Source organism: Mycobacterium leprae TN, from assembly GCF_000195855.1.
In the GTDB taxonomy this organism is placed as follows: Bacteria; Actinomycetota; Actinomycetes; order Mycobacteriales; family Mycobacteriaceae; genus Mycobacterium; species Mycobacterium leprae.
In genome coordinates, this window is sequence record NC_002677.1 from 1,807,488 (window position 1) to 1,828,430 (window position 20,943).

15 protein-coding genes and 5 pseudogenes are annotated in these 20,943 nt (G+C 57.4%); 5 read left to right on the forward strand and 15 right to left on the reverse strand.

Annotated elements, in window-relative coordinates; all coding sequences use genetic code 11:
* Window positions 1-61 precede the first annotated feature (61 nt).
* The 6 genes and pseudogenes from ML_RS19055 to ML_RS07605 all read right to left on the reverse strand — a co-directional run bounded on the left by ML_RS19055 (window position 62) and on the right by ML_RS07605 (window position 6,776).
* Complete coding sequence (locus tag ML_RS19055) at window positions 62-352, reverse strand: respiratory nitrate reductase subunit gamma (protein WP_414085479.1); 291 nt, start codon at window positions 350-352, stop codon at window positions 62-64.
* Window positions 237-515 (reverse strand): respiratory nitrate reductase subunit gamma, encoded by a 279-nt coding sequence (locus ML_RS19060; RefSeq protein ID WP_368730480.1) that lies wholly within the window; start codon window positions 513-515, stop codon window positions 237-239. The genes ML_RS19055 and ML_RS19060 overlap by 116 nt, the downstream gene beginning before the upstream one ends.
* On the reverse strand, window positions 512-736 hold the full coding sequence (locus ML_RS19065) for a respiratory nitrate reductase subunit gamma (protein WP_368730479.1): 225 nt from the start codon (window positions 734-736) through the stop codon (window positions 512-514). Before ML_RS19065 ends, ML_RS19060 begins: the two co-directional genes overlap by 4 nt.
* 49 nt (window positions 737-785) lie before the next feature.
* Window positions 786-1,399 (reverse strand): annotated as a pseudogene (gene narJ / locus ML_RS07595) (nitrate reductase molybdenum cofactor assembly chaperone).
* 41 nt (window positions 1,400-1,440) lie between these two features.
* Window positions 1,441-3,113: pseudogene (locus ML_RS07600) on the reverse strand (4Fe-4S dicluster domain-containing protein).
* Window positions 3,113-6,776, reverse strand: a pseudogene (locus tag ML_RS07605) (molybdopterin-dependent oxidoreductase). Before ML_RS07605 ends, ML_RS07600 begins: the two co-directional pseudogenes overlap by 1 nt.
* A gap of 827 nt (window positions 6,777-7,603) precedes the next feature.
* Between ML_RS07605 and ML_RS07610 the strand changes: the two are divergent.
* Window positions 7,604-7,888: a 4a-hydroxytetrahydrobiopterin dehydratase gene (locus ML_RS07610; protein ID WP_010908374.1), complete on the forward strand. Its 285-nt coding sequence runs from the start codon at window positions 7,604-7,606 to the stop codon at window positions 7,886-7,888.
* Here ML_RS07610 and ML_RS07615 read toward each other — a convergent pair.
* Complete coding sequence (locus ML_RS07615; protein ID WP_041323862.1) at window positions 7,875-9,152, reverse strand: mannosyltransferase; 1,278 nt, start codon at window positions 9,150-9,152, stop codon at window positions 7,875-7,877. The two genes, ML_RS07610 and ML_RS07615, sit on opposite strands and share 14 nt — an antisense overlap.
* 118 nt (window positions 9,153-9,270) lie before the next feature.
* Here ML_RS07615 and ML_RS07620 point away from each other — a divergent pair, with 118 nt between their 5' ends.
* Window positions 9,271-9,819, forward strand: coding sequence for a hypothetical protein (locus ML_RS07620; protein WP_010908376.1), 549 nt, complete (start codon window positions 9,271-9,273; stop codon window positions 9,817-9,819).
* A gap of 45 nt (window positions 9,820-9,864) precedes the next feature.
* Window positions 9,865-10,893, forward strand: a complete 1,029-nt coding sequence (locus ML_RS07625; RefSeq protein WP_172591911.1) for an Rv1157c family protein — start codon at window positions 9,865-9,867, stop codon at window positions 10,891-10,893.
* 174 nt (window positions 10,894-11,067) lie between these two features.
* On the opposite strand, the pseudogene ML_RS07630 reads toward ML_RS07625, so the two are convergent.
* Together ML_RS07630 and ML_RS07635 are read right to left on the reverse strand one after the other, a co-directional pair.
* Window positions 11,068-11,597: pseudogene (locus ML_RS07630) on the reverse strand (HhH-GPD-type base excision DNA repair protein).
* A gap of 472 nt (window positions 11,598-12,069) precedes the next feature.
* A complete protein-coding gene (locus ML_RS07635) occupies window positions 12,070-12,513 on the reverse strand; it encodes a PPOX class F420-dependent oxidoreductase (RefSeq protein WP_041323864.1) in 444 nt (147 codons plus the stop codon).
* A gap of 81 nt (window positions 12,514-12,594) precedes the next feature.
* Here ML_RS07635 and ML_RS15985 point away from each other — a divergent pair, with 81 nt between their 5' ends.
* Window positions 12,595-12,810: a DUF1697 domain-containing protein gene (locus ML_RS15985; RefSeq protein WP_064430393.1), complete on the forward strand. Its 216-nt coding sequence runs from the start codon at window positions 12,595-12,597 to the stop codon at window positions 12,808-12,810.
* A gap of 547 nt (window positions 12,811-13,357) precedes the next feature.
* Here ML_RS15985 and ML_RS07645 read toward each other — a convergent pair.
* Window positions 13,358-13,722 (reverse strand): annotated as a pseudogene (locus tag ML_RS07645) (GntR family transcriptional regulator).
* 33 nt (window positions 13,723-13,755) lie between these two features.
* Between ML_RS07645 and ML_RS07650 the strand changes: the two are divergent.
* The gene (locus ML_RS07650) at window positions 13,756-14,469 is read left to right on the forward strand and encodes an NAD-dependent deacylase (RefSeq protein WP_010908379.1); all 714 of its coding nucleotides are present in this window, start codon (window positions 13,756-13,758) and stop codon (window positions 14,467-14,469) included.
* Between the two features lie 974 nt (window positions 14,470-15,443).
* On the opposite strand, the gene ML_RS07655 is transcribed toward ML_RS07650, so the two are convergent.
* The 5 genes from ML_RS07655 to ML_RS07675 form a co-directional block, all read right to left on the reverse strand.
* Complete coding sequence (locus ML_RS07655) at window positions 15,444-17,120, reverse strand: ribonuclease J (protein ID WP_010908380.1); 1,677 nt, start codon at window positions 17,118-17,120, stop codon at window positions 15,444-15,446.
* 19 nt (window positions 17,121-17,139) lie between these two features.
* Window positions 17,140-18,042: a 4-hydroxy-tetrahydrodipicolinate synthase gene (gene dapA / locus ML_RS07660; RefSeq protein ID WP_010908381.1), complete on the reverse strand. Its 903-nt coding sequence runs from the start codon at window positions 18,040-18,042 to the stop codon at window positions 17,140-17,142.
* Between the two features lie 115 nt (window positions 18,043-18,157).
* Window positions 18,158-18,922, reverse strand: coding sequence for an FAD-dependent thymidylate synthase (gene thyX, locus ML_RS07665; protein WP_010908382.1), 765 nt, complete (start codon window positions 18,920-18,922; stop codon window positions 18,158-18,160).
* Between the two features lie 352 nt (window positions 18,923-19,274).
* Entirely contained in the window at window positions 19,275-19,457 is a 183-nt protein-coding gene (locus ML_RS19070) for a hypothetical protein (protein ID WP_049769773.1), read from the reverse strand.
* Between the two features lie 125 nt (window positions 19,458-19,582).
* The gene (locus ML_RS07675) at window positions 19,583-20,050 is read right to left on the reverse strand and encodes an MATE family efflux transporter (protein WP_156511931.1); all 468 of its coding nucleotides are present in this window, start codon (window positions 20,048-20,050) and stop codon (window positions 19,583-19,585) included.
* Between the last annotated feature and the right edge of the window lie 893 nt (window positions 20,051-20,943).

Here is a 20,943-nt window from a genome sequence, read left to right on the forward strand (position 1 = left end):
TCGGTCCGCTCGACGGCCCGCACCGCCGCCCAGCGCAGAGGGCCCAAAGCGCAAACCTGAGCTATTCGTGCTTCTGGACCAACTCACGACTGCGGTACACCAAATAACTACAAGGCCGAAACAGATAGCCGAGCGGCTCGCTGAATGTGTACACCAGCCGGGTACAGGCCACAAAACGTGGGGCAAAGTAGCACGTGTGCGTGTTATTAACATACCAAGGCGCCTGCGACATCAGATCACCGCACGGGTCCAGAGACCGTAACCAGATCGACCCTGTCTGGCGGCAGTCGTGCACCGCGCCATAGTGCGTAGCGCCTACCAGAGTACAGTCCGGACCGGCCGCCAGCGGCACACACCAGCACTAGGTACATCAACTTGTCGCTGCGGGTGGTGGCCATGAACACCGCGCTACGAGTGCGGCGCCGGTTGATCAGCAGCGCAATACCGGTCAGAGCAGCAAGGCCGGCTGGTGCGCCGAACAGCAGCGACTGCAGGTGGTAAAGGTGATCGCTCATCCCAAGCGCCTCAATACCAAGACTCCGGAATAAACAGACCCACTACGTGGCCCAATCATCACCATCAGGCTGCCGAAGTGAAACATCGGACTGTCAATCGAAAGACAACAAAACAACTTTGATTCACCACGTTGCGACAAATGTTTGGTTAAGCCGAACTTGTCGTAACGATACCACCCCCAGCCGGGGATCCCTGCGATCGCCAGCACAAGGTAGAGCATATCGTCTCAGAAGATCTTGAGTAACTGCATGCGCATCCAGGCTACCCTACTATCTGCGCTTCGGCGGCACACTCAAGGTCAATCGTTGCAAACCAACGGCCTCCGCGGGAGTGCTGGCTTGCGCCAAGCGCTGCGCCCTGAAGATTTCCTGATTGATTGCTGCCAGCAAGGTCTCGTAGACCGCGGTAATAACGTATTCATAGAGCGAATTGACTTCGGATAGGGCGCCCGGCAGCATGTCGATCGGAATCCGATGCTCGGTGAATAACCGGCACCCGACGTCGTGGTCGACAGTGGCAGTCAATTCCAGCACGAAAAGCAGTTGATCCGGAGCCTCGGCGTGCGGCAGCACAACACCAGCATCCCGATAGGCGTTGGCAAACTTCAACATTTCGCCATCTCGATTGCGGAGTCCCCGGCAGTCCAGTACGTCCAGTACATGATGGTGCGTCGGCGCATGTCGAAGGTCTCTACGTAATCTGTCACGCCGGCCATCAGCTCGCATGCATCCACTGCAGCGACTGTCCGTTCCAGCAACTCCGTCGCAGGACCGTTTATATGACCCAGCAGCTCCTCGACGATGTCGAGGAGCTGCTGGGTCATAGCCTCATCGAGATAAGCCAATAGCAACAAAGCCGACTGCCACACAAGCCGACCCCACATCGTGCAGACATCCGAACGTTACCGGACACTGAGCAACATCATCATGTGACCACTTCGGTGTCGGGCTCGGGATACAGGCCTGCGGGCATGCCGCCCCAATTGAACAGTTCACTCGGGAATGACCGCCCTCACCGTGCCCAACTGCCGTTCCGGCTTCGTCAATCTGACTTTTTGCAAGGCATGAAAGGTCTCCATGGTGACCGGAACCGGGGCACTGCTGTCCTCACCGAAGGGACCGAATTCATACATACCCGGTCCGCAGTCAAAAGATAACGAAAACCTCAATTTCGTTGGCCCCAAGCAGAATGAGTCACCACCGGCAGCTCCGCAGCATACAACGTCAGAGTCAGAATAACGTAGCGCTCTATCATATTTCGCTATAACCAACAGCCGGTACATCTAATACATCTGCTCTTCGGACATACCGACAGGGTGCGGTATGTGTGCGGTGGAGTTGCACAGCCCAGATTGATGTCAAGCATATAGGACCGCATCGCCGGCAACCGCCCGAAGCACCCGTTCAACGACCGCGGTGTCACCGGAGATAAACAGTTCGGCCAGGTACTGCATCAGGATGCGCAGTGCGGCCAGCGCGCCGAACAAGCTACCTAGATCCTCCCCGTCGTGGCTACCCGCGTAGACCACCGATAACAGGGGCGGAAAACACCAGACTATCAGAATAGCCCGGTACTCCGAGTGCAGTAAAAGCGCCAGAAGGTAAGTGTTGATCACTGCGTATACCAGTGACCGCCGGGCAATCTCGATCCACTCGGCCAAGATAGGCTTGACCCACGTACCGGCAATCGCGTCGGGACTGCGCGGGTTCAAGAAGATCGGACGTTACATCTTAAATACAGGTTCCTTACCGTTTTCCACTGACGCCGCCTCGAGCGCCCGGCCGACGTCATAGAGCATCATCCGAAGCAACGTAGCTGGCCCCACGCACCTCCCTCAGCAACCCGACCGCAATGCGCGGATAGCACAACGTGGACTATTCGGCCTTGCCAGTCTCATAGCTGAGATATACACCTTCTTGTAAGGACACCTGGAGACACACATCCCCGAACCAAGGCAGCGGTCCTAGTCAAGGATAGTAATACCATCCTTGATGCACTTGTACATCTTCCCCGAAGGACCACGAGGCCACGCACGACAATTCAGGCATTGCTCGCAGATTCGCGACAGGTAGAACATGAAGGTCTATTCGAGCTTAAGCTTGACTTCAGGCACTAAGCCTTTTCAGGATCGAGTCGTGGGGCACAATCTACGGCTACCCCGCGAGATTATCGTCCCAGTTCGAGCCTCAAGACACCTTCATCGGCCTGGCGGTAATCAGGCTACGCGGTAGCGCCGTCGGGAAGGTGTCCCCAGCCAGTTCCTGCGTCAGGTTTCCGTAGCCGTAGGTCCACGGCTCGTAGTAGTCGATAGTGGGCCAGTTGGGGTTAGCTAAGATCCATACAGCTTAGCCAAGCGGCCGCCGTAGCGTAGCCGCAACCGGCCCTTCTGGTCCGCTTACCCATCCCCACCCTACCGAGTCTTGGTCCTCATAGGTGCGCGGATAGCCGACAACCAGCCAGGTTTCGACGTTGTCGAACCACACGTATTCGTTACCGTAACGATTGGTAAACGCCTGCTTATAGGTTACCGAGCAGGTATGTCAGCCAATGCATTTATCGAGGTTAATCACCATGGACATCTGCGCCATAACCTTCACTAGTAGATCACCGCCTGGTTGCGGCTGCGCACCACAGTCACCTCACCACCCTGGTTGCCCGTCGGGACCAAGTACGTTGAACCCGAAAGCATGCCGGCTGCAGCCACCGGCCAGGTGGCTGGGCTTGATTCGCACCCCAGTCAGCGCCTTGTTATTGCCGCAGCGCTCATTATTGGTCTCAGTGCGCGGTGTATCGATGGTGCTTTCCTGCACGTGGTAAACAAACACCACACCATTAGGCATTCGTTGGCTAACGATCACCCGGCACACATAAATCCCGCTGGCGTTAACCGTCTTGACCCAATCATTATCAAGCACTTTCATTTTCACAGCATCTGAAGGGATCATCCACATTGTCGGGACGTCGCGAGACAACGGCAGCATGCAGAGGTTGTGCTGGGTAGGTCATAAAGAAAATACCACTTAACTAATACAGCGTCAGGTATCGTGCGGTGAGCCCGATGCCCTCTCATCGGTTGGGCCGAACTGTGGTTAGTTATCCAGCCGAACCATATCCAGAGGCCACCGATAAACGGGCAATTGTTCGCTAAGCTCCTTAATCTAGTTAGAGGCGAATGCTTCCGGTCGGCGTATGGAACGACTTGAGGTGCTCTATATAGTGATCATGAATGGGTAGTAGAGACGGCCACCGGTACTCACCGGCCAGATCACTCTGGACTGGTAACCACCTGGAACCAAACGCACCTGAATCTCGACGTAGGTGATACGCTTTTCCTCACTGCCCTCGGCCCGATGAGCCAACCGTCGTAAGGTGCGCTTGCCGAATTCTAGGAAGCCCTTGACAGCTACTCGGGCGTTGTACGTGTATAAGACAAAGCCAGTATCACGTCGGCCATTCGACTGACCGTGATGGTCGCCGAACAGCCAACTGTTGCACCGGACTTTCTCAATCCAAATTTGGCAGCCAATTTCGCTGATCTCACGGAAAGGATGAAAATAGAGCCCTTGACGCCCACCGACCTGGTCGATGAGCGGTCTCAGCGTCACCCACTTGTCGTAAGTCGCGGAATAGTAACGCTCCACGTCAGTGAGCTTGCTCATCGACGTACCCGGCACTGGCACCTGTCCGGTACGCAGCCAATCACATTCGTTACCATCCGGACACGCCATAGCGTCCGGATGGTCATTTAACAGCACGGCCAGCACGACATCGCGGCAAGTACCAAAGATGACGCTTGACCATCGCGCTGAAAGCGCGGGCAATAGTAGCTAATGCGTGGAAGTCCGAACGAGTTTTCCAGGGCGGGTCAATCACCGAGGTGAACACGTGCACATATGGGTGCATATCAGTGCTGGACAGGTCGTTCTTCTCGTACCAAATCCCGGCGGACAGTACTACGTCGGACACCAACGTCGTCGACGTCATTCGTAAGTCGATCAACATCATCAGGTCACGCTTGCCTTCTAGCATGCCGTCGTCCAGAGGTTAAGCCTGAACGTTGAAGTCGACTTGAGCATATTCCTTAGGAAGTACTCGCTGCCCTTGCCCGACGAACCGATCACGTTGTCTTGCCAGACAGTGAGCATCCGCGGCAAGTTGACCGGGTTATGGGAGTCGGTGATCGCAAGCTTGCGCTAAACGAGTTGTTCGGCAACGTAGTCAGCAGCATCGCACCCCGCGGCCTGTGCCTCCTGGGCAACGTGGAGGAGCAGAACCGTGGAATTGAGAGTAAAGCACGCTCCAACCTATCGCCGTCGCCAAGGTCAGCAAAGCTATCGTGTGCTTGCCGGTTAACCTGCCGCGATCCGACCTAGCTGACTAGTCGATCAGCATCGAAAATATCGATGCGCCACTGATCAGTGTGCGCATACCATTACGAGGCGGCAGGTACCTGTCGCGGCGACCGCACCCAGTCGGTAAATTGGTCATGGTCGGCCATCCGGTTAGCGGACGCACCTTTTCCTGACCGACATAGTGGACCCCAGCCGCCGTTGTGTCCCATCGAGCCGGTCAGCCAGCAGCTTCAGCACCGATCCGGTAGATAGCGTCGCTTGTGACTACCAGTGGCAGATGCCGCAGCCCATGATGACCATGAGTCGCCCGCGGATTCCTCTGCTTTGCGGGCAAAGTCCTTAGAGATCCGGGTAGCCTACTGAACCGGGATCCCGATGATCGCTTCCTGCCAAGCCGGGATGTTCTGTTGGGTGGGATGGCCTTAACCGGTGAACCACTCGCCGAGTAACACCAGGCGCACCACCCCGGAATGGTCCAGCATGAGATCGAACACCGTACACACCACGACACTTGCCGACCCGATATACCGGGACACCACACGACACAGCCTCACAATCGCCGTAGACGGTGTCAAAGCTGGGCAGATCAACCAGTTCTGCTTCATCTGTACCGGTAACGCTCAACGCGGGTAACACCCGAACCCAAGTCGTTAGTCCACTTGCCGAGACCATCCTCGCCGAAAAGGAACCCGGTGAGCCCTGTGGCACAACGACAGTGTAGGTAACTCCACCCAGAAATGCGGTTTTGAATACCAAATTCTCGACTGCATCACCAATATCGTCCGCTTTCAATAATTTTCCAAACACCAACGAATCACCGGACTTCTCCGGTGTGATCGGGAAGAGCAGGTCAGTGCAGTGGCGAACATAGGCCAACGGAGAACAGAACCTGTTTGTCTACATAGCATTACAACAGAATCACGTCACCCATTTCCACGACTAACGACACATCGGTTCCAGCTGAGCATCGCATACACTCGTAGGAAAAAATTTTGTGTTGTCGGCGTAATCCGACGCTTAACCATAACGATTTTAATGCAACGGTAGCGGGCTTCAGCCATCCAGTGCATCCAGTGTGTGTGTCGGACGTACGAGTGATCGGGGCATTGGAGGCCCACATGACCAAATACGAAGCTTACCAACAATCTCCGGATTCGGGGACATCAGTGTAGTCGCCGAATACCTGCTGCGAAGCCACCGGCAAGTCGGCGTATTAGCCCTAGAAAGACGTAATCACACCACCGATCAGCTCAACACACCGCGATCCCGTGACATGCTTGAACAGCGACATCGACAGGATCGGCACAAATCCAGCGACCCGGTCCGTCCGGATCATAAGCCTTAATGGTGTGCACGTAGATCGCAACGATCATCTCGCTGGCCTCAGCTCACCTGCACTAGCCCCATTTTACCCCGAGCCTGCTGATAGCGGCGGCAACACTCAAGATCGGCTTGGATATCGACCCACGCTAGCACGGGTTTTTTAAGCCAGGCTTTGGCGTCGCGGAGCATTTCGACCAGCACGCCGCAGGCATACGCGGTAGCCTGCCCAGGCAGGCGAAGTGCTTCTACCAGGAGAAAGACGCACCGCGGGGGCAACCACCACAGCTCGTGTTGAGGCCAGACTGGGGACATAGACGGATAGCCTGTTTACTGAGTTTCCCAGGTGATGATCCCGTCTTTGACATAAGATCTTCCACAATCACGATCCGATGCAGTTGACCCCGCAGGTGGACCGGACCCCTTGTCGGGCCTCCGCCCGGTCGCGGTATAAGCTTGTTACCTTCGCGGCCACTGCGTCGGGTGGCGATGCGCAGATCGACAGAGAACTCACCTAAAAGTCAATGAAGCGGCCGCTGCGTTCCAGTAGTTTTCAAGCTTTCCGCCAAGGTGAGGTGTGACAGTCACACGGATGACCCTCCTTGTCACTCGTGTCGTACCTCGTACTAGTTAACTGCTCGGCAGTGACCCCATCGATCCACCCGCCTGATCCCAGCCCCGTCGGCATCATGATATGCCTCGCGACCCAAGCGCGGATCCCCAACCATTCACCAGCATAGGTTGCAGTACCCGGCTGATCGCACCTACGACACACGACCTAGTTAACAGAATAGCGTGTCATCAACGTCGGGTTTTCCGCATGTAGATACGCCTCCCGGCACAGAAGCCGTTGACCACGCCATCCAAATAATCATCGGAATCATTACCGGCATACAAATCCAGGTTAAGGTGTTGTGACGTTATTACTGTCCAGTTAACGTCGGTTAGCTTCGTATATCGCTGTGCGTTAGTTGAATAACGACTGCTGACTTTCCCGGTACTCGCTCAAGGAACCCTAGACAAGTCGGATAGCCAACCCCAATCTGCCGGCACCCAGTCCACATCGTCCAGCTCCGCCACCATAACCCAACGCAACGTGCGGTGGTCACGCAGGTACGATGGAGCCTACAAGCAGAAGCACGCGATAGGCCCGCAGCGTCGTCGTGGCTCGGAACATAGCGAGTCACCTATTGCGATGTCACTGATTTCAAGGCCCAGCCTCCTCAGCCATTGCCTCACGCCCAGTGCAGCCCGGGCCACAACCTTGCCACCAGATAGCTCCCAACGGTCCGTCAGCTACGGCGATCGAACCCCTATCGAACCCCTTGGGGAACCAAAACCATTGTGCTGCAAAACTACCACCCCCAGCAACAACGATCTACCTCGACAGGCCAGTAACCGCATATCATCGATATATGACTGTGCTAACTGATGAGCAAGTAGACGCGGCACTGCTCGACCTCAACGACTGGAAGCATACCGACGGCGCACTGTGCCGCTCGATCAAATTTCCGACGTTTCTCGCCGGCATCGACGCTGTATGTCGGGTAGCCGAGCACGCCGAAACCAAAGATCATCACCCAGATATCGATATCCGTTATCGGACAGTTACGTTCATTCTAGTGACACATTATGCCGATGGCATCACCAAGAAGGACATCACGATGGCACGCGATATCGACAGGCTCATCGGGGACTAGCCACTACAGGGTGTTTCCCGATGACGACAATCCAGATCAACGTCACCAGCGCCACCACGATATAGACCAGGCCGCCCCACGCCAGATACCACGGTCTGCCTAATTGCCAGATGGTCGGTTGAGCAAAACTGAGCAACCACGGCACGCCGACGACACTCAGCGCCAACCAGCCCCAACCCACAATCTGGGCACCGGGGCGCTCGCCCAGCGGCCCGTGAATCAGCCAGATCATCAGAGGCACCAGCCACACCCAGTGATGAGTCCAGGAAATCGGCGAAAGCAGCAGTCCGAACAACTCGACCACCAGCAATTTGCCCAGTCGGTCGGGCCGATCGAGCGCTCGCCAAGCAACAACCGCCACTACAGCGGTGATGGCGATCGCAGCGAGGACCAACGGGCCCAACCCAGCGTCGTAGCCCATGATCCGCGAGATGCCGCCGCGCCACGATTGATTGAACGAGGTGGCGATAGGACCAACTCGATGCGCGTCGCCCAGCAGCTCAGTGAAGTAGTAACGAGCCTGATCACCAACGACGAGAGCCGACACCGCGACGGTGGCACCAAACACGGCCGCCGACAACGCTGCTGCGCGAACGCGTCGGGCCCCGAGGAAATAGACAGCTGCGATCGCCGGCGTTAACTTGATTCCGCCCGCCACACCGACCAGCAACCCCGATAGCCAGTTACGCGTGGTGTAGACCGCCCACAGCACCCCCAGCATTGGCAGCACATTGATCTGCCCGTAGTCGAAGGCGCTGCGCAGAGGCTCGATCCAGATGGCGATCGCCGTCCACAACAGCGCAACGCGGTGACCGGTATGGGAGGAAACACCCAGTAAGCGCTGGCTGATCCGAACCGCGCCATACAATGCAGCGATCGTGGTGATTTGCCACAGAAACGCCACCAGAGCAAACGGCAACAAATGCAGCGGGTAGAAGACCACTGCTGCAAACGGCGGATAGGTAAACGGGAGCGGGAAGTCCGGTGTCTGGTCGACGTACACGTAACGGTACAAGGTGCCGGGATGGTCGATCGTAGCCGCGCCACCCAGGTAAACGTGCAGGTCAACGAAGTTTGCTCCGTTGGGTGCCAGGTAGGTCCAAGCCAGTCGCACCGCGACGCTGAAGACCAACAGTAACGGCGCGGCAGCATTCAACCGGCTCGTCAGCCGTCGGACGCGGGGTGCCGACGCGGCGGCTGTGGTGTTAGTGGTGGTGGTGTCTATCTGCCCGACTCTAGCGACCGCGGCAAACGCCTTTGCCATGATCACTGCCACCACTCATCTGGGTAACGATCGAATAAATACCACATATGTCACTTGAGTCACATACGTATCAAAGTAGTTTCGGGTCCGGACCTGTCGTCAATCACCAGGGAGAGTCATGGCAACCATCTGGACCTACTTGCGCGCCACCGCCATCGTTGTCGGTTCATCCGCTGCACTACTAACGGGCGGTATCGCTCACGCCGACACGGCACCTGCACCTGCACCTGCACCTGCACCTGCACCTGCACCTGCATTGAACATTCCGCAACAGTTGATCAGTTCGGCGGCCAACGCGCCGCAAATTCTGCAAAACCTGGCGACGGCACTGGGCGCCACCCCGCCGGTCACGCCGTCGGCTCCCGGGATCAGCTTTCCCGGACTGACCCCGGCCGCGGCGACCGTACCCACCTCCTCCGCGGCGACACTCCCGTCCCTTCCCGGGATCATGGCACCAGCAATATCCAACACCCCAACAACCCCGGGATTGCCGGCGTCCACTCCGGGGTTCCCGCAAGCCAGGGTTGATATGCCGGCGATGCCATTCTTGCCTGTTAGTGTACCACCGCAAATTTCACTGCCAGGTGACCTACAGGCACTCGCCTCGAGCGCATCAGCCGCAGCCGCGCCGGTCGCGGCTCCGACGCTACTGTCCGCCCTGCCGTAAGCAGCCAGTTAGACGGCTAACCCACCATTGAAGACCGGAGGATTCGTGACAAGCGCTTGGAATCTACCCAAGGGTTTGGTCGCCGTCGTCACGGCATCGACTGCCGCGTTCGGGCTGTGCCAGAATGCAGCAGCCGACCCGGCCAACCCCTACGGCACACCGCCAAACCCCACCCAACAACTACCGGGTCTGCCCGCGTTGGCTCAGTTGAGTCCGATAGTCCAGCAAGCAGCCAACAACCCTCAGCAAGCGACACAGCTGCTCATGGAGGCGGTGTCAGCACTCACCCAGAATCCGACTGCACCCATCGCGTCCAAGAACCTGGCCACGTCGGTAAGCCAGTTCATGCAGGAGCCGAACAATCCGAATCCCGGGGCTTCGGCCCTGGACATACCCACTTCGGGCGTACCCGCTCCAGCGGCCAATGGCATCACCCCGTTGGACGTCGTCCTGGTGCCTCACCTACCATCGGCAGGTGCGGAGCCCGGCGCCCAGGCACACCTGCCTACGGGTATTGATCCAGTTCACGCGGCCGGCCCGGCGACCGCTGCAACGCCGACACCCGGAAGCCCCACTAACCGGACCGCTGCCCCACCCACGCCGGTAGCATCACCTGCACCGACCACTCCGGAACTGCCTGCGACGACCCCGGGTTTTGGGCCAGACGCCCCACCGACGCAGGACTTCATATATCCCTCGATCAGCACCAATTGCCTTGCAGACGGCAGTAGCTCGATTGCGACAGCACTGTCAGTGGCAGGGCCGGCGAAGATCCCACTGCCCGGTCCCGGTCCCGGTCAGGCCGCCTATGTGTTTACCGCTGTCGGAACGCCTGGACCCGCCGATGTCCAGAAGTTACCATTGAACGTCACCTGGGTGAACCTGACCACCGGCAAGTCTGGGAGCGCTACGCTCAAGCCACGCCCAGACATAAATCCGGAAGGGCCAACAACGTTGACCGTAATCGCCGACACCGGCTCAGGCAGCATTATGTCTACGATCTTCGGGCAGGTCACCACCAAAGAAAAACAATGCCAGTTCATGCCCACGATCGGCTCCACGGTGGTGCCGTAACGTTCTGAAGCCGCGAGCGCGCGCAAATACACGTCGCTTACGGCATAGAGTCCGTAGGCCATGAACAAATCGCATCGCGCTCGTACTACTACCTAGCCCGGGTACACACTCACCAAGTGAATCTGGGTGAGTTCGGACTAGTTCGTCTTCGTCCTTACCTATGATAGCTTGACCTCAAGGGCACGTTATGTGGAATCTTCCTGTTTCCGCTTTACCTTCGCTGCCGATATTCATCTGCTTCTTATGCGATCGCACCTGCACGAGCGAACAGGCGTCGACGATATCGACGACAGATATTGTCGCCATACCGGGTTGGTCGGACCCGCCGACAACCGCCCGCCAGCCTTTCGGTGTCACGCCGTACTGCTTGCTAAGCAACATCAGAAAGATCTGCACTTTACTGTCCGCCAAAACCGGGTAACCTCTTGAACCGCCTTAGTAGCTCGCTGTTATCGAGCTCACCGGCCGTCCACAATGCGTAAGGACCTGGATACTTGGCCATTGATCCCAAAAAATATAGTGTATCCCAGGTTTTTCTGAGTACAGCGCGGCGAACTTGTCCGGGTCATAGTCGGCGATGTCGCGGAAGTCAAAACCGCCCATCCGATCAACGATCTTCTTGGGTCCCGCGCAGGCTGTTGCCATCGGTACATGCTGCTCGATCAGCATGTACCGATGGCAACGCGAAGGGGTTAGCTGTCCAAGAGCGATTCGGAGGACGGATTTTAGACAAGCTGTAGTTTCGGCACTCAGATCTTTTTAGAGTCGTATGCAAAGCACCTGACATTAGAGGCGAATGACATCCCAGGTTCAAGATGGCCCAGTAAGCCAGTTTCGGAATGGTCTCAAGTTAGACGAATTACTTTTTTTAAAAACACTTTTCACCAACTCGGCTAACACGTCAGCGACAACCTGACGAAATGCTTCATCAGCCAATGACTATGACCCGACGACGAGTTATCAGGTCACTCCCGGCAATTCTCCACCAGACCATGAGCCCGTGACAGCTTGCCGCCGCCGTCCTCGTGGTCGGATCCGCTTAAATATTGCGTCACCTTGCAGTCCCCAGGGATTCACGGACCTTGCACTTGGTGTCATCCGCTGAATCCGACAACCCAGAAGACTTGGCATCTATCTTACGGATAGTTCTATTCAGCTATAAGAGCAGCCTAACCACTACCGTATTCCTGGAGGCAAACCATACACGTGTAAGATCGGCAACGTCAGCAACACCCGTCGATCGGTCACCATCGCCTGTCGATATTCGTCCCAGTCCAGATGCTCACCGACGATGTTTCGATATAAAACAATCAACGCCTCGACGGTGTCATCATCGGGTGCGGCCGCGGGTGGCGTCAGCTCCGCTGTGCCCTCAGCGACGGCATATGACCATCCGTCGTCGACATCGACCAGGATCGAAGCACGTGGGTCCCGGCGCAGGTTACGAGTCTTAACCCCTGGCTCGGTGATCGAGACCCGAACTGCTAAGTCACGCGGATCGAAGTGATACTGCACGTTCGACAATTGGGGACGCCCGTCACGTTTGATAGTGGCCAGCACCCCGATGGAGTTCCCACTGATCACAGCCAGCAGCTTGTCGTCGAAGACTTGGCTTCCCATGCCATAAAGCCTACGTCGCACACGTAACAAGCTGGCCCCGAAACGCATAGCCGCCCGGTGGCCTAATGAATATTGCGGATCATGACCCACGCCGCAGCGTTCCTTCACGATATCAATGTCGGCCACGTCAATCTGACAATGGCCGAGATGGCCACCGTGCTGACGAACACCGAATTTGCCAATGTACGCACCATTTTGAGCAGCAGCAACGTGCTGCTTCAGTCGTCCTTAGAGGTTGCCGCTGTGCGAAAGAAGGCCGAAGCCACCTTACGCAAGCAATTCGGTTGTCAAGACTGAGTGTTGGTCTACGACATTGCCTACCATGTGGACCATTTTCGAAACTTACTCTTGCGAACACCAAGGTCGGCGGGTACTAGTCCTACATCAGGTTGGCCGCCAACGAGCCGATGCTACAATGAATTAATCTCACTCGCCGACCACAATACTTGAGCCCGGACCAGCAATTCGGCCGCGGTGACAGCGTCATCTACTGGCAAGTTCCCAAGGGGGGTACCCTGAACAGCACCATCGTCAAGATGATGGGCAACCCGCGCTACAAGTCGTTGACCACAATTCGTAATCTGCGCATACGAGCTAACATGTTGCGAGGCCAAGCCAGGCTAGGGGCCCGTCGGCCACCGTGGTGGCACCGGCTAGAGCCTACCGACCAATCCACGGCTGAACGAAACCATTCCTAACGGCTAGTATCGTTAGGATACCAGTTCATCTGCTACCGACTGCTGGACGCATCTAGAATCCGAGAAATCGCTCGTTCCAGCTAGATTCCCCAATGCGCCAAGAGATGTACCTGCTGCCAGCCAAGGAAGCACGGCTGACACTGGCCTCAGTCATCGGGCACGTTAGTGAGATCGCGAATAGCATCGTACGTGATCAGCCCCACCACTCGAGCCACTTCGACATAGTCGGCGGGTAGCAGCCGCCACCGCAGCGTCGGTCGGATCGAAGCGGGAAATAAACGTGCCGAAACACCCTCGTGTTTCAACAATCGCCGCCGACTCCAGCTCACGGTAAGCGCGGGCCACAATGGTAGCCGGCTACACCGAATTGACCGGCCAGATCGCATACCGTCGGAAGGCGGGTGTCGGACAGCAACACACCAGCCCGGGCTCCGTCGATCACCTGGTTTTTGAGCTGGTCGAACAACGGTTTGCCCGCCTTTACGTCGATCCCGCCGCTCCACCCACCCATCCAGTATCTCCCAAGCCCGGCTATCTTTATAGCATGCGGGTGGTAGTGCTTAGCGGCGCGGGTATCTCCGCGGAAAGCGACGTGCCGACATTCCGCGACGACAAGAATGGATTGTGGGCACGCTTCGATCCTTACCAGCTGTCCAGCACGCAAGGCTGGCAGCGCAACCCTGAGCGGGTCTGGGGGTGGTACTTGTGGCGCCACTACCTGGTAGCCAACGTCAAACCCAACGATGGCCACCGCGCTATAGCCGCCTGGCAGGAGCAGATCGAGGTTAGCGTCATCACCCAAAATGTTGACGATTTGCACGAGCGCGCCGGCAGCACGCCGGTGCACCATCTGCACGGCAGCCTTTTCAAATTTCATTGTGCCCGCTGCAATGTGGCCTACACCGGTGCACTTCCCGATATGCCCGAACCCGTACTAGAGGTGGACCCACCGGTCTGCTACTGCGGCGGTCTGATCCGGCCTGCCATCGTGTGGTTCGGTGAGCCATTACCCGATGAGCCGTGGCGACGCGCAGTGGAGGCGACCGAAACCACCGACGTCATGGTGGTGGTGGGGACATCCGCGATCGTCTACCCGGCGGCCGGGCTACCCGAGCTGGCACTGTCACGTGGTGCGGTTGTGATCGAAGTTAATCCCGAGCCCACACCGCTCACCAAGAACGCCACGATCAGCATTCGTGAGACTGCAAGTCAGGCATTGCCAGGACTGCTGCAGCGGCTTCCCGCCCTGTTGAAGTAGGCGTAGCGCTCTCTCGGGGTTGAATTGTACTTTGTGTGCATGTTCTGTTGTGGGGGTGGAGTAAAGGGTGGCGGTGTGTTGCAGTGTTGTGAGTTGATGTGATCGATCGTTAACCGTTCGTTTGGGTTGGGTGGGGGTGGGGATCGTGCGTGAGATCACCAGCAAGGGTGGGGCCCGCGTGTTTGCGGGTTGCTTTGGGGGTTGCACTGATTCGACACCAACTATGCTGGCTAAGACGCTCAATCGGGTTACTGAGCTTGTATTGCTTAGCTATGCAGTGAGCAGTGGGCCCAGTGGCTTTAAAGGCCGGCAAGGTGAGCGTTGTGGGCAGCTGCGTACGGAGATAGACATGTGTGCTGGCCAAGAAGTACAGTCCCGAACAAATTGTGGGGGTGTTGGCCCAAAACCTATCCCGACCGGCCCGAAAGATGCAGGTGTCCTATAAAACACTTCAACATCGAGTCCAAGCTCAACCAACATGTGCGCACTGGGTGGATGTTCCGCACGCTGAGGGCACAGCACGCTAAAACCGGGCACCACCATTATTCTCTAGGTATGGCCACCACCAGTGCACGTCCCGCGAAAACTACACGACCGTGTGGTGCTCTAACCTCATAGCATTGGGCGGATGATGTAATCATCGGCAAAAATTAGACCCCCAAATCGGCGCCCTGGCCGAACACAAGTAGCGGATTCGTGCAGCTGCTACACCTATCCAAGGACCACAGCACTGATGTGATCACTGCGGCCATGATCAACCACAAGACAACGCCCTACCACAGAATCGCTGTACAACCCCAGCGTGAGACCAAGACCTCGAAACGACTCTCATACCCGCATCACCACGGCATCGATACCGACCTTTGCGACCTGACGCACCGACCCGCCAATACACTGACCCACCACCCTTTACTCCACCCCCACAACAGAACATGCACACAAAGTACAATTCAATAGTGCGCGCCCAGATAACCTCAAACCTCGATCACCGTCGGCACGATCATCGGCTGCCGACGGTAGGTTTCACCTACCCATTTGCCAATGGCGCGGCGCACGGCCTGGGCGATCTTGCTCGGGTCGGTCACGTTCTCGGCGAGCAGCGACTCCAGCTCTGCCTCGACCTTGCGAACTGCAGGCTCAAGCGCTTTGGGGTCTTCGGAAAATCCTCGTGAATACAGTTGCGGCACAGTAACTGGACGCCCAGTGCTGCGCTTCACCACCACCGTGACCGCGACAAAACCCGACGACAAGATAAGCCGCTCACCCAGGATAACATCGCCGACATCGCCGGTAATCAGCCCATCGACAAACATCTTGCCGACCGGCACCGCTCCGGAGACCGACGCCTTACCAGCAACCAGGTCGACACTGACGCCGTTCTCGGCGATCAAGATTGAATCCTCCGGCACCCCGGTGCTGGCAGCCAGCTTAGCGTTAGCGCGAAGCATCCGCCAAGTACCGTGCACCGGCATAACCTGACGCGGCCGCACGCCGTTGTACAAGAACAGCAGCTCACCAGCGTAGGCGTGGCCCGAAACATGGACCCGGGCTTGGGCATTGGTGACAACTCGAGCTCCAATCTTGGCGAGCGCGTCGATGACACCGTAGACCGCCTCCTCGTTGCCAGGGATCAGCGATGATGACAACACGACGAGGTCACCCGAGGTCAGCGTGATGCTCTGATGCTCGCCGCGTGACATCCGCGACAACGCCGACATCGGCTCACCTTGGGTGCCAGTGGTAATCAACACTACCTGTTCTGGTGCCATCATCTCGGCAGCGGCGATGTCAATCATATGGGAATCGTCTACTCGTAGAAATCCGAGGTCACGCGCGATGCTCATATTGCGGACCATCGACCGTCCGACGAACGACACCCGCCGGCCCAATGCCACTGCAGCATCTATAACCTGCTGCACCCGGTCCACATTGGAAGCAAAACACGCCACGATGACACGGCCATCAGCCCCCTGAATCAGCCTATGCAGTGTCGGACCCACCTCGCTTTCACTAGGCCCGACGCCGGGTATCTCGGCATTGGTTGAGTCGCACAGGAAAAGGTCTACACCAGCGTCACCCAGCCGGGACATGCCTGGCAAGTCGGTAGGGCGGCCGTCGAGCGGCAATTGATCGAGCTTGATGTCTCCGGTGTGCAATACCGTTCCCGCGCCCGTGTAGACCGCGATAGTAAGTGCGTCCGGTATGGAATGGTTGACGGCGAAATACTCGCACTCGAACACACCGTGCCGAGAGCTCTGCCCCCCGACGACTTCGACAAACACCGGTTTGATGCGGTGTTCACGGCATTTCGCGGCGACCAAGGCCAAGGTGAACTTCGAGCCGACTACCGGGATATCAGACCGCAACTTGAGCAAGAACGGGATTGCGCCGATGTGATCCTCGTGCGCGTGTGTCAACACGAGCGCCTCGATATCGTCGAGCCGGTCTTCGATATGGCGCAGGTCCGGCAGGATCAGGTCGACACCGGGCTCGTCGTGGCCGGGGAACAGCACGCCGCAGTCGATGATCAGCAACCGGCCCAGATGCTCGAAAATCGTCATATTGCGGCCGATTTCGCTGATGCCTCCCAACGCTGTAACCCTCAACCCACCTGAGGCCAGCGGACCTGGCGGGGCCAGGGCTACATCCACTTGTTAGCCACCTTTTAGTTCACCTAAGCACCGAGGCTGCACGCATATCGACAGCCAACTCATCGATCTGCTCCGCTGTTGCCGGCATCTGCGGCAACCGCGGATCACCGACGTCGATACCCTGAAGCCGCAGACCTGCCTTGGACATCGTCACCCCACCCAAGCGGTCCATCGCGCTGCACAGCGGGCCGATCGCGACGTTGATCTTTCGGGCAGTGGTAATATCCCCAGAACCAAAAGCGGATAACAGCTCTCGAAGCTGTCCTGCGGCTAGATGAGAAATCACACTGATGAAGCCGATGGCACCCACCGCCAGCCAGGGCAGGTTCAGTGCGTCGTCGCCGGAATAGTAGGCCAGGCCGGTGTCAGCCATGATCCGGGCACCGCTGTATAAATCAGCCTTGGCCTCTTTGACTCCGACGATGTTGGGATGCGACGCCAGCGCGCGAATCGTGTCAGGCTCGATCGGCACGACCGACCGCCCGGGAATGTCGTAGAGCAACACTGGTAGCTCAGTCGCGTCGGCCACAGCGGTGAAGTGCGCAAACAGCCCGGTCTGCGGCGGCTTCGAGTAGTAAGGGGTAACCACCAGAAGTCCGTGCGCGCCCTCACCCGCACAGGCCTTGACGAGTCGGACACTATGAGCTGTGTCATAACTACCTGCGCCGGCGATGACTCTAGCTCGGTCACCTACCGCCTCAAGTACGACACGCAACAGTTGGAGTTTCTCGTCGTCAGTAGTGGTCGGCGACTCGCCGGTGGTGCCCGAGAGCACCAGACCATCACAACCCGCGTCGACCAGGCGGTTCGCCAGCCGCGTCGCAGCCGCAGTGTCAACAGAACCATCAGCGTCAAACGGTGTCACCATCGCAGTAAGCAGGGTCCCCAAACGTGCGGGGACGTCGAATCCGACAGTGGTCACGGCCACAGGTTACCTGGCGATGCCAAGCTTTCAGCAACCGCGCAAGGGCGCGTGTTTGTCCAGCAACACGCCGCCTGAGTTGTACCTCCACGGACGCTGGCGACGGCCCTAGGAATCAAGCTTCGGTGGCTAAAGGACTAGTTGCGACCTCAGTACCATCAGCAAGTGCGGTGATCTCGAAATCAGCGAATACTGCGGGCGCAACGTCGACGAGCCGGCGCAGGCAGACAATGGCCAGCCGCCGGATTTCGACGTCGGCGTGCTCGCTGGCCCGCATGGCGATGAAGTGCCGCCATGCCCGGTAGTTCCCGGTCACAACGATCCGGGTCTCGTTGGCGTTGGGCAGCACCGCGTGGGCAGCTTGGCGAGCTTGCTTGCGCCGCAACACCGCCCTATTCCCGCCGAGCTCACCGGCCATTAACTTGGCGTTCAGCTTGACCAGCAGTTCAGTGTAGGTGGCCCGGCTGGCCTCTACGGCCGCAATCAGAATCTGTTGAAGTTCGTCGTCATCCTCCATGTCCGGTGGCACAACGACCTGGGCATCCTTTTCCGGCACGTAGCGCTGCGACAGCTGAGAGTAGGAGAAATGCCGATGTCGGATCAGCTCGTGAGTGCATGATCGCGAGATGCCGCTGATATAGAACGAAACGCTGGCATGCTCGAGCACCGCAACATGCCCGACGTCAATGATGTGTTTAATGTACGCGGCGTTGGTCGCGGTCCGGGGATTGGGCTTCGACCAGCTCTGATAACAGGCGCGACCGGCGAATTCGACCAGCGCGGAACCACCGTCGGCGTCGGTAGTCCACGACACGTCAGGAGGCGCCAGAAACTCAGTCTTGGCAATTAGTTGCACGCGTAGCGGCGCGATCTGGGCCACAGCACTCACCTTAGCCAGGGGCGATGCACGCTGTAGAGCGACACGAGAAACGCCCGGCAATCAGGCCGGGTCCGGGCCAAGTTCTCTACGGAACTTGCGTAGCAGCAGCGCTGCGGTAGCTACAAAGCCTGTGCTGCCCCCGATCCATACCCTGGGGGTACACCGCCCGCCGAAAAACCAACAATAGCGTCATCGGTAATCCGATCACCCAATATCTGATCGTGGATGCTCGTACTCCCGTCCAAGTGATCCCGATCCCCCAGAGCAACCCGACAGCAACGTTTTGCATGAATACCACCCTTGGCTAGGCTATGGGCAAAGAATAGGAAAACTTGGACAGCAACATCATGGCCTAGGCTGCAACAGGATCGAGAAATGGCCGCAGCATCCAGATTGGTGTTGTCAAGTAAAGCATTCCGATTGTGACCGTGGTGATCGCACCAAAAACCAACACAACTGCAGCAACCTGGTGGACCCGCTCTCGGTTGCCTTGGCCAAGAACACGGCTGATCGGAATTGACGATGCCTGAGACAAACCGATGCTGATTTGGAAGACGATGCGTGTAAAATTAAGTAACCAAATTAAACGCGGCCAGCATAACGAGGCCTGAGACCCTCATCACCACAGTTAGGGAGGTGAAACCGGGTCTGAGCTGTAAGTCAACGAGATAGGGAGCCGAGAAGTAAAATCTTACGAGCCGTTGCAATGTGGGCATTCCAGCCATCTACCGCTAGTAACGAGGCAAGTTGATCGTCCCGAGGCAGCAAAGTGTAATACACACCAACCGTGAAAACCTGCACAAGCGTTGTGGCCAAAACGATTCCCACCAAACCGATCTTCGGAAAGCTAGTAACTCCGCGAATGAACGCAATGTCTAGTTCCACGTTGGCTGCGACTACAACGACGCTGAACACTAACGACGCCCCGGGGCTGCGCATGCCAACTGGGAACTGACGCAATACATGCAATACATTGAGCCACACCCTCGATACCAGCCCGGGATCCATCGCGATCATAATTAACCTTGCCAGCGCCAGCGCGTTCCTAATCCACGCTGAGGAGTGGCAAGAGGTAGCCGAGTGCGATGAGCGCTGCTCCCCTAGCAGCACAGCAGTAGCGGCCTCCACCAAGCCAGACCACCGCCAGCAATAGCTGGCACGCTGATCAGCCCATCATGGCCAACTCAGTGGTGATCAACGCCGCTTGGGAGAACTGGACTGTAGCAGATCAATACCGCCAACGTGGTAATTTGCCGACCGGCGCACACCATGTCAACAGGACGCGCGCTGCCAATTTTATCCGGTGGAGCATCACGCATAGTTGATAGCAGTTTTCATCAAGTTGCCCGTGCAATTTACTTGATTACCGTGATTCATCACAATTTTGGAAGAAATTCTGAGTCCATGGAACTCTGATTCGTGCTTATCCATCCGATAGCAAGCCGTATTCGGGTACGGTTAGCAAGTCGCCATGGCGTAGTTCCCGTGGCAGCACAACTTGCGCCAGGTCAACACGTCGTACTCTAGGCAGCTGGCTCCGCACACACAGCTACAAACCGGACCTGCCAACTGACCGTCGCCGATCTCTTTTGCCGACCACAAGATCGGATCGGTCAGGAACTCGCTAAATTTCCACTACTCCGACAAGATCATGCTCAACCCGCGAACGATGATGATCCTGTAATCGCTGCTTCGCTTGACGCCCTCGATGAGGAAAACTGTGACCCCTGAGCGATCAAGTAATACAATATCCGCCCCGATTCCATGAGCAGCTTGGTACCTGTTTTGATGAACTTCTCTCCTGACCGTTGCTGAAAAGCAACCAGTTTAGCCGCACAAATCGGGGCCAACATGCCCGTACCGGTCGGCGCCCGACGGTAGGGATACCACCTGAGCTAACTACTTTCCTGCATGAAATCCGACTCGTTACTGTTAGACAAGAAACGCGCCCATGTCTCCGACTCGAAAGAGTTGACCGCAAACCCACCTCCGATGGAGATGGAGTTCGCTGCTAGCCCATG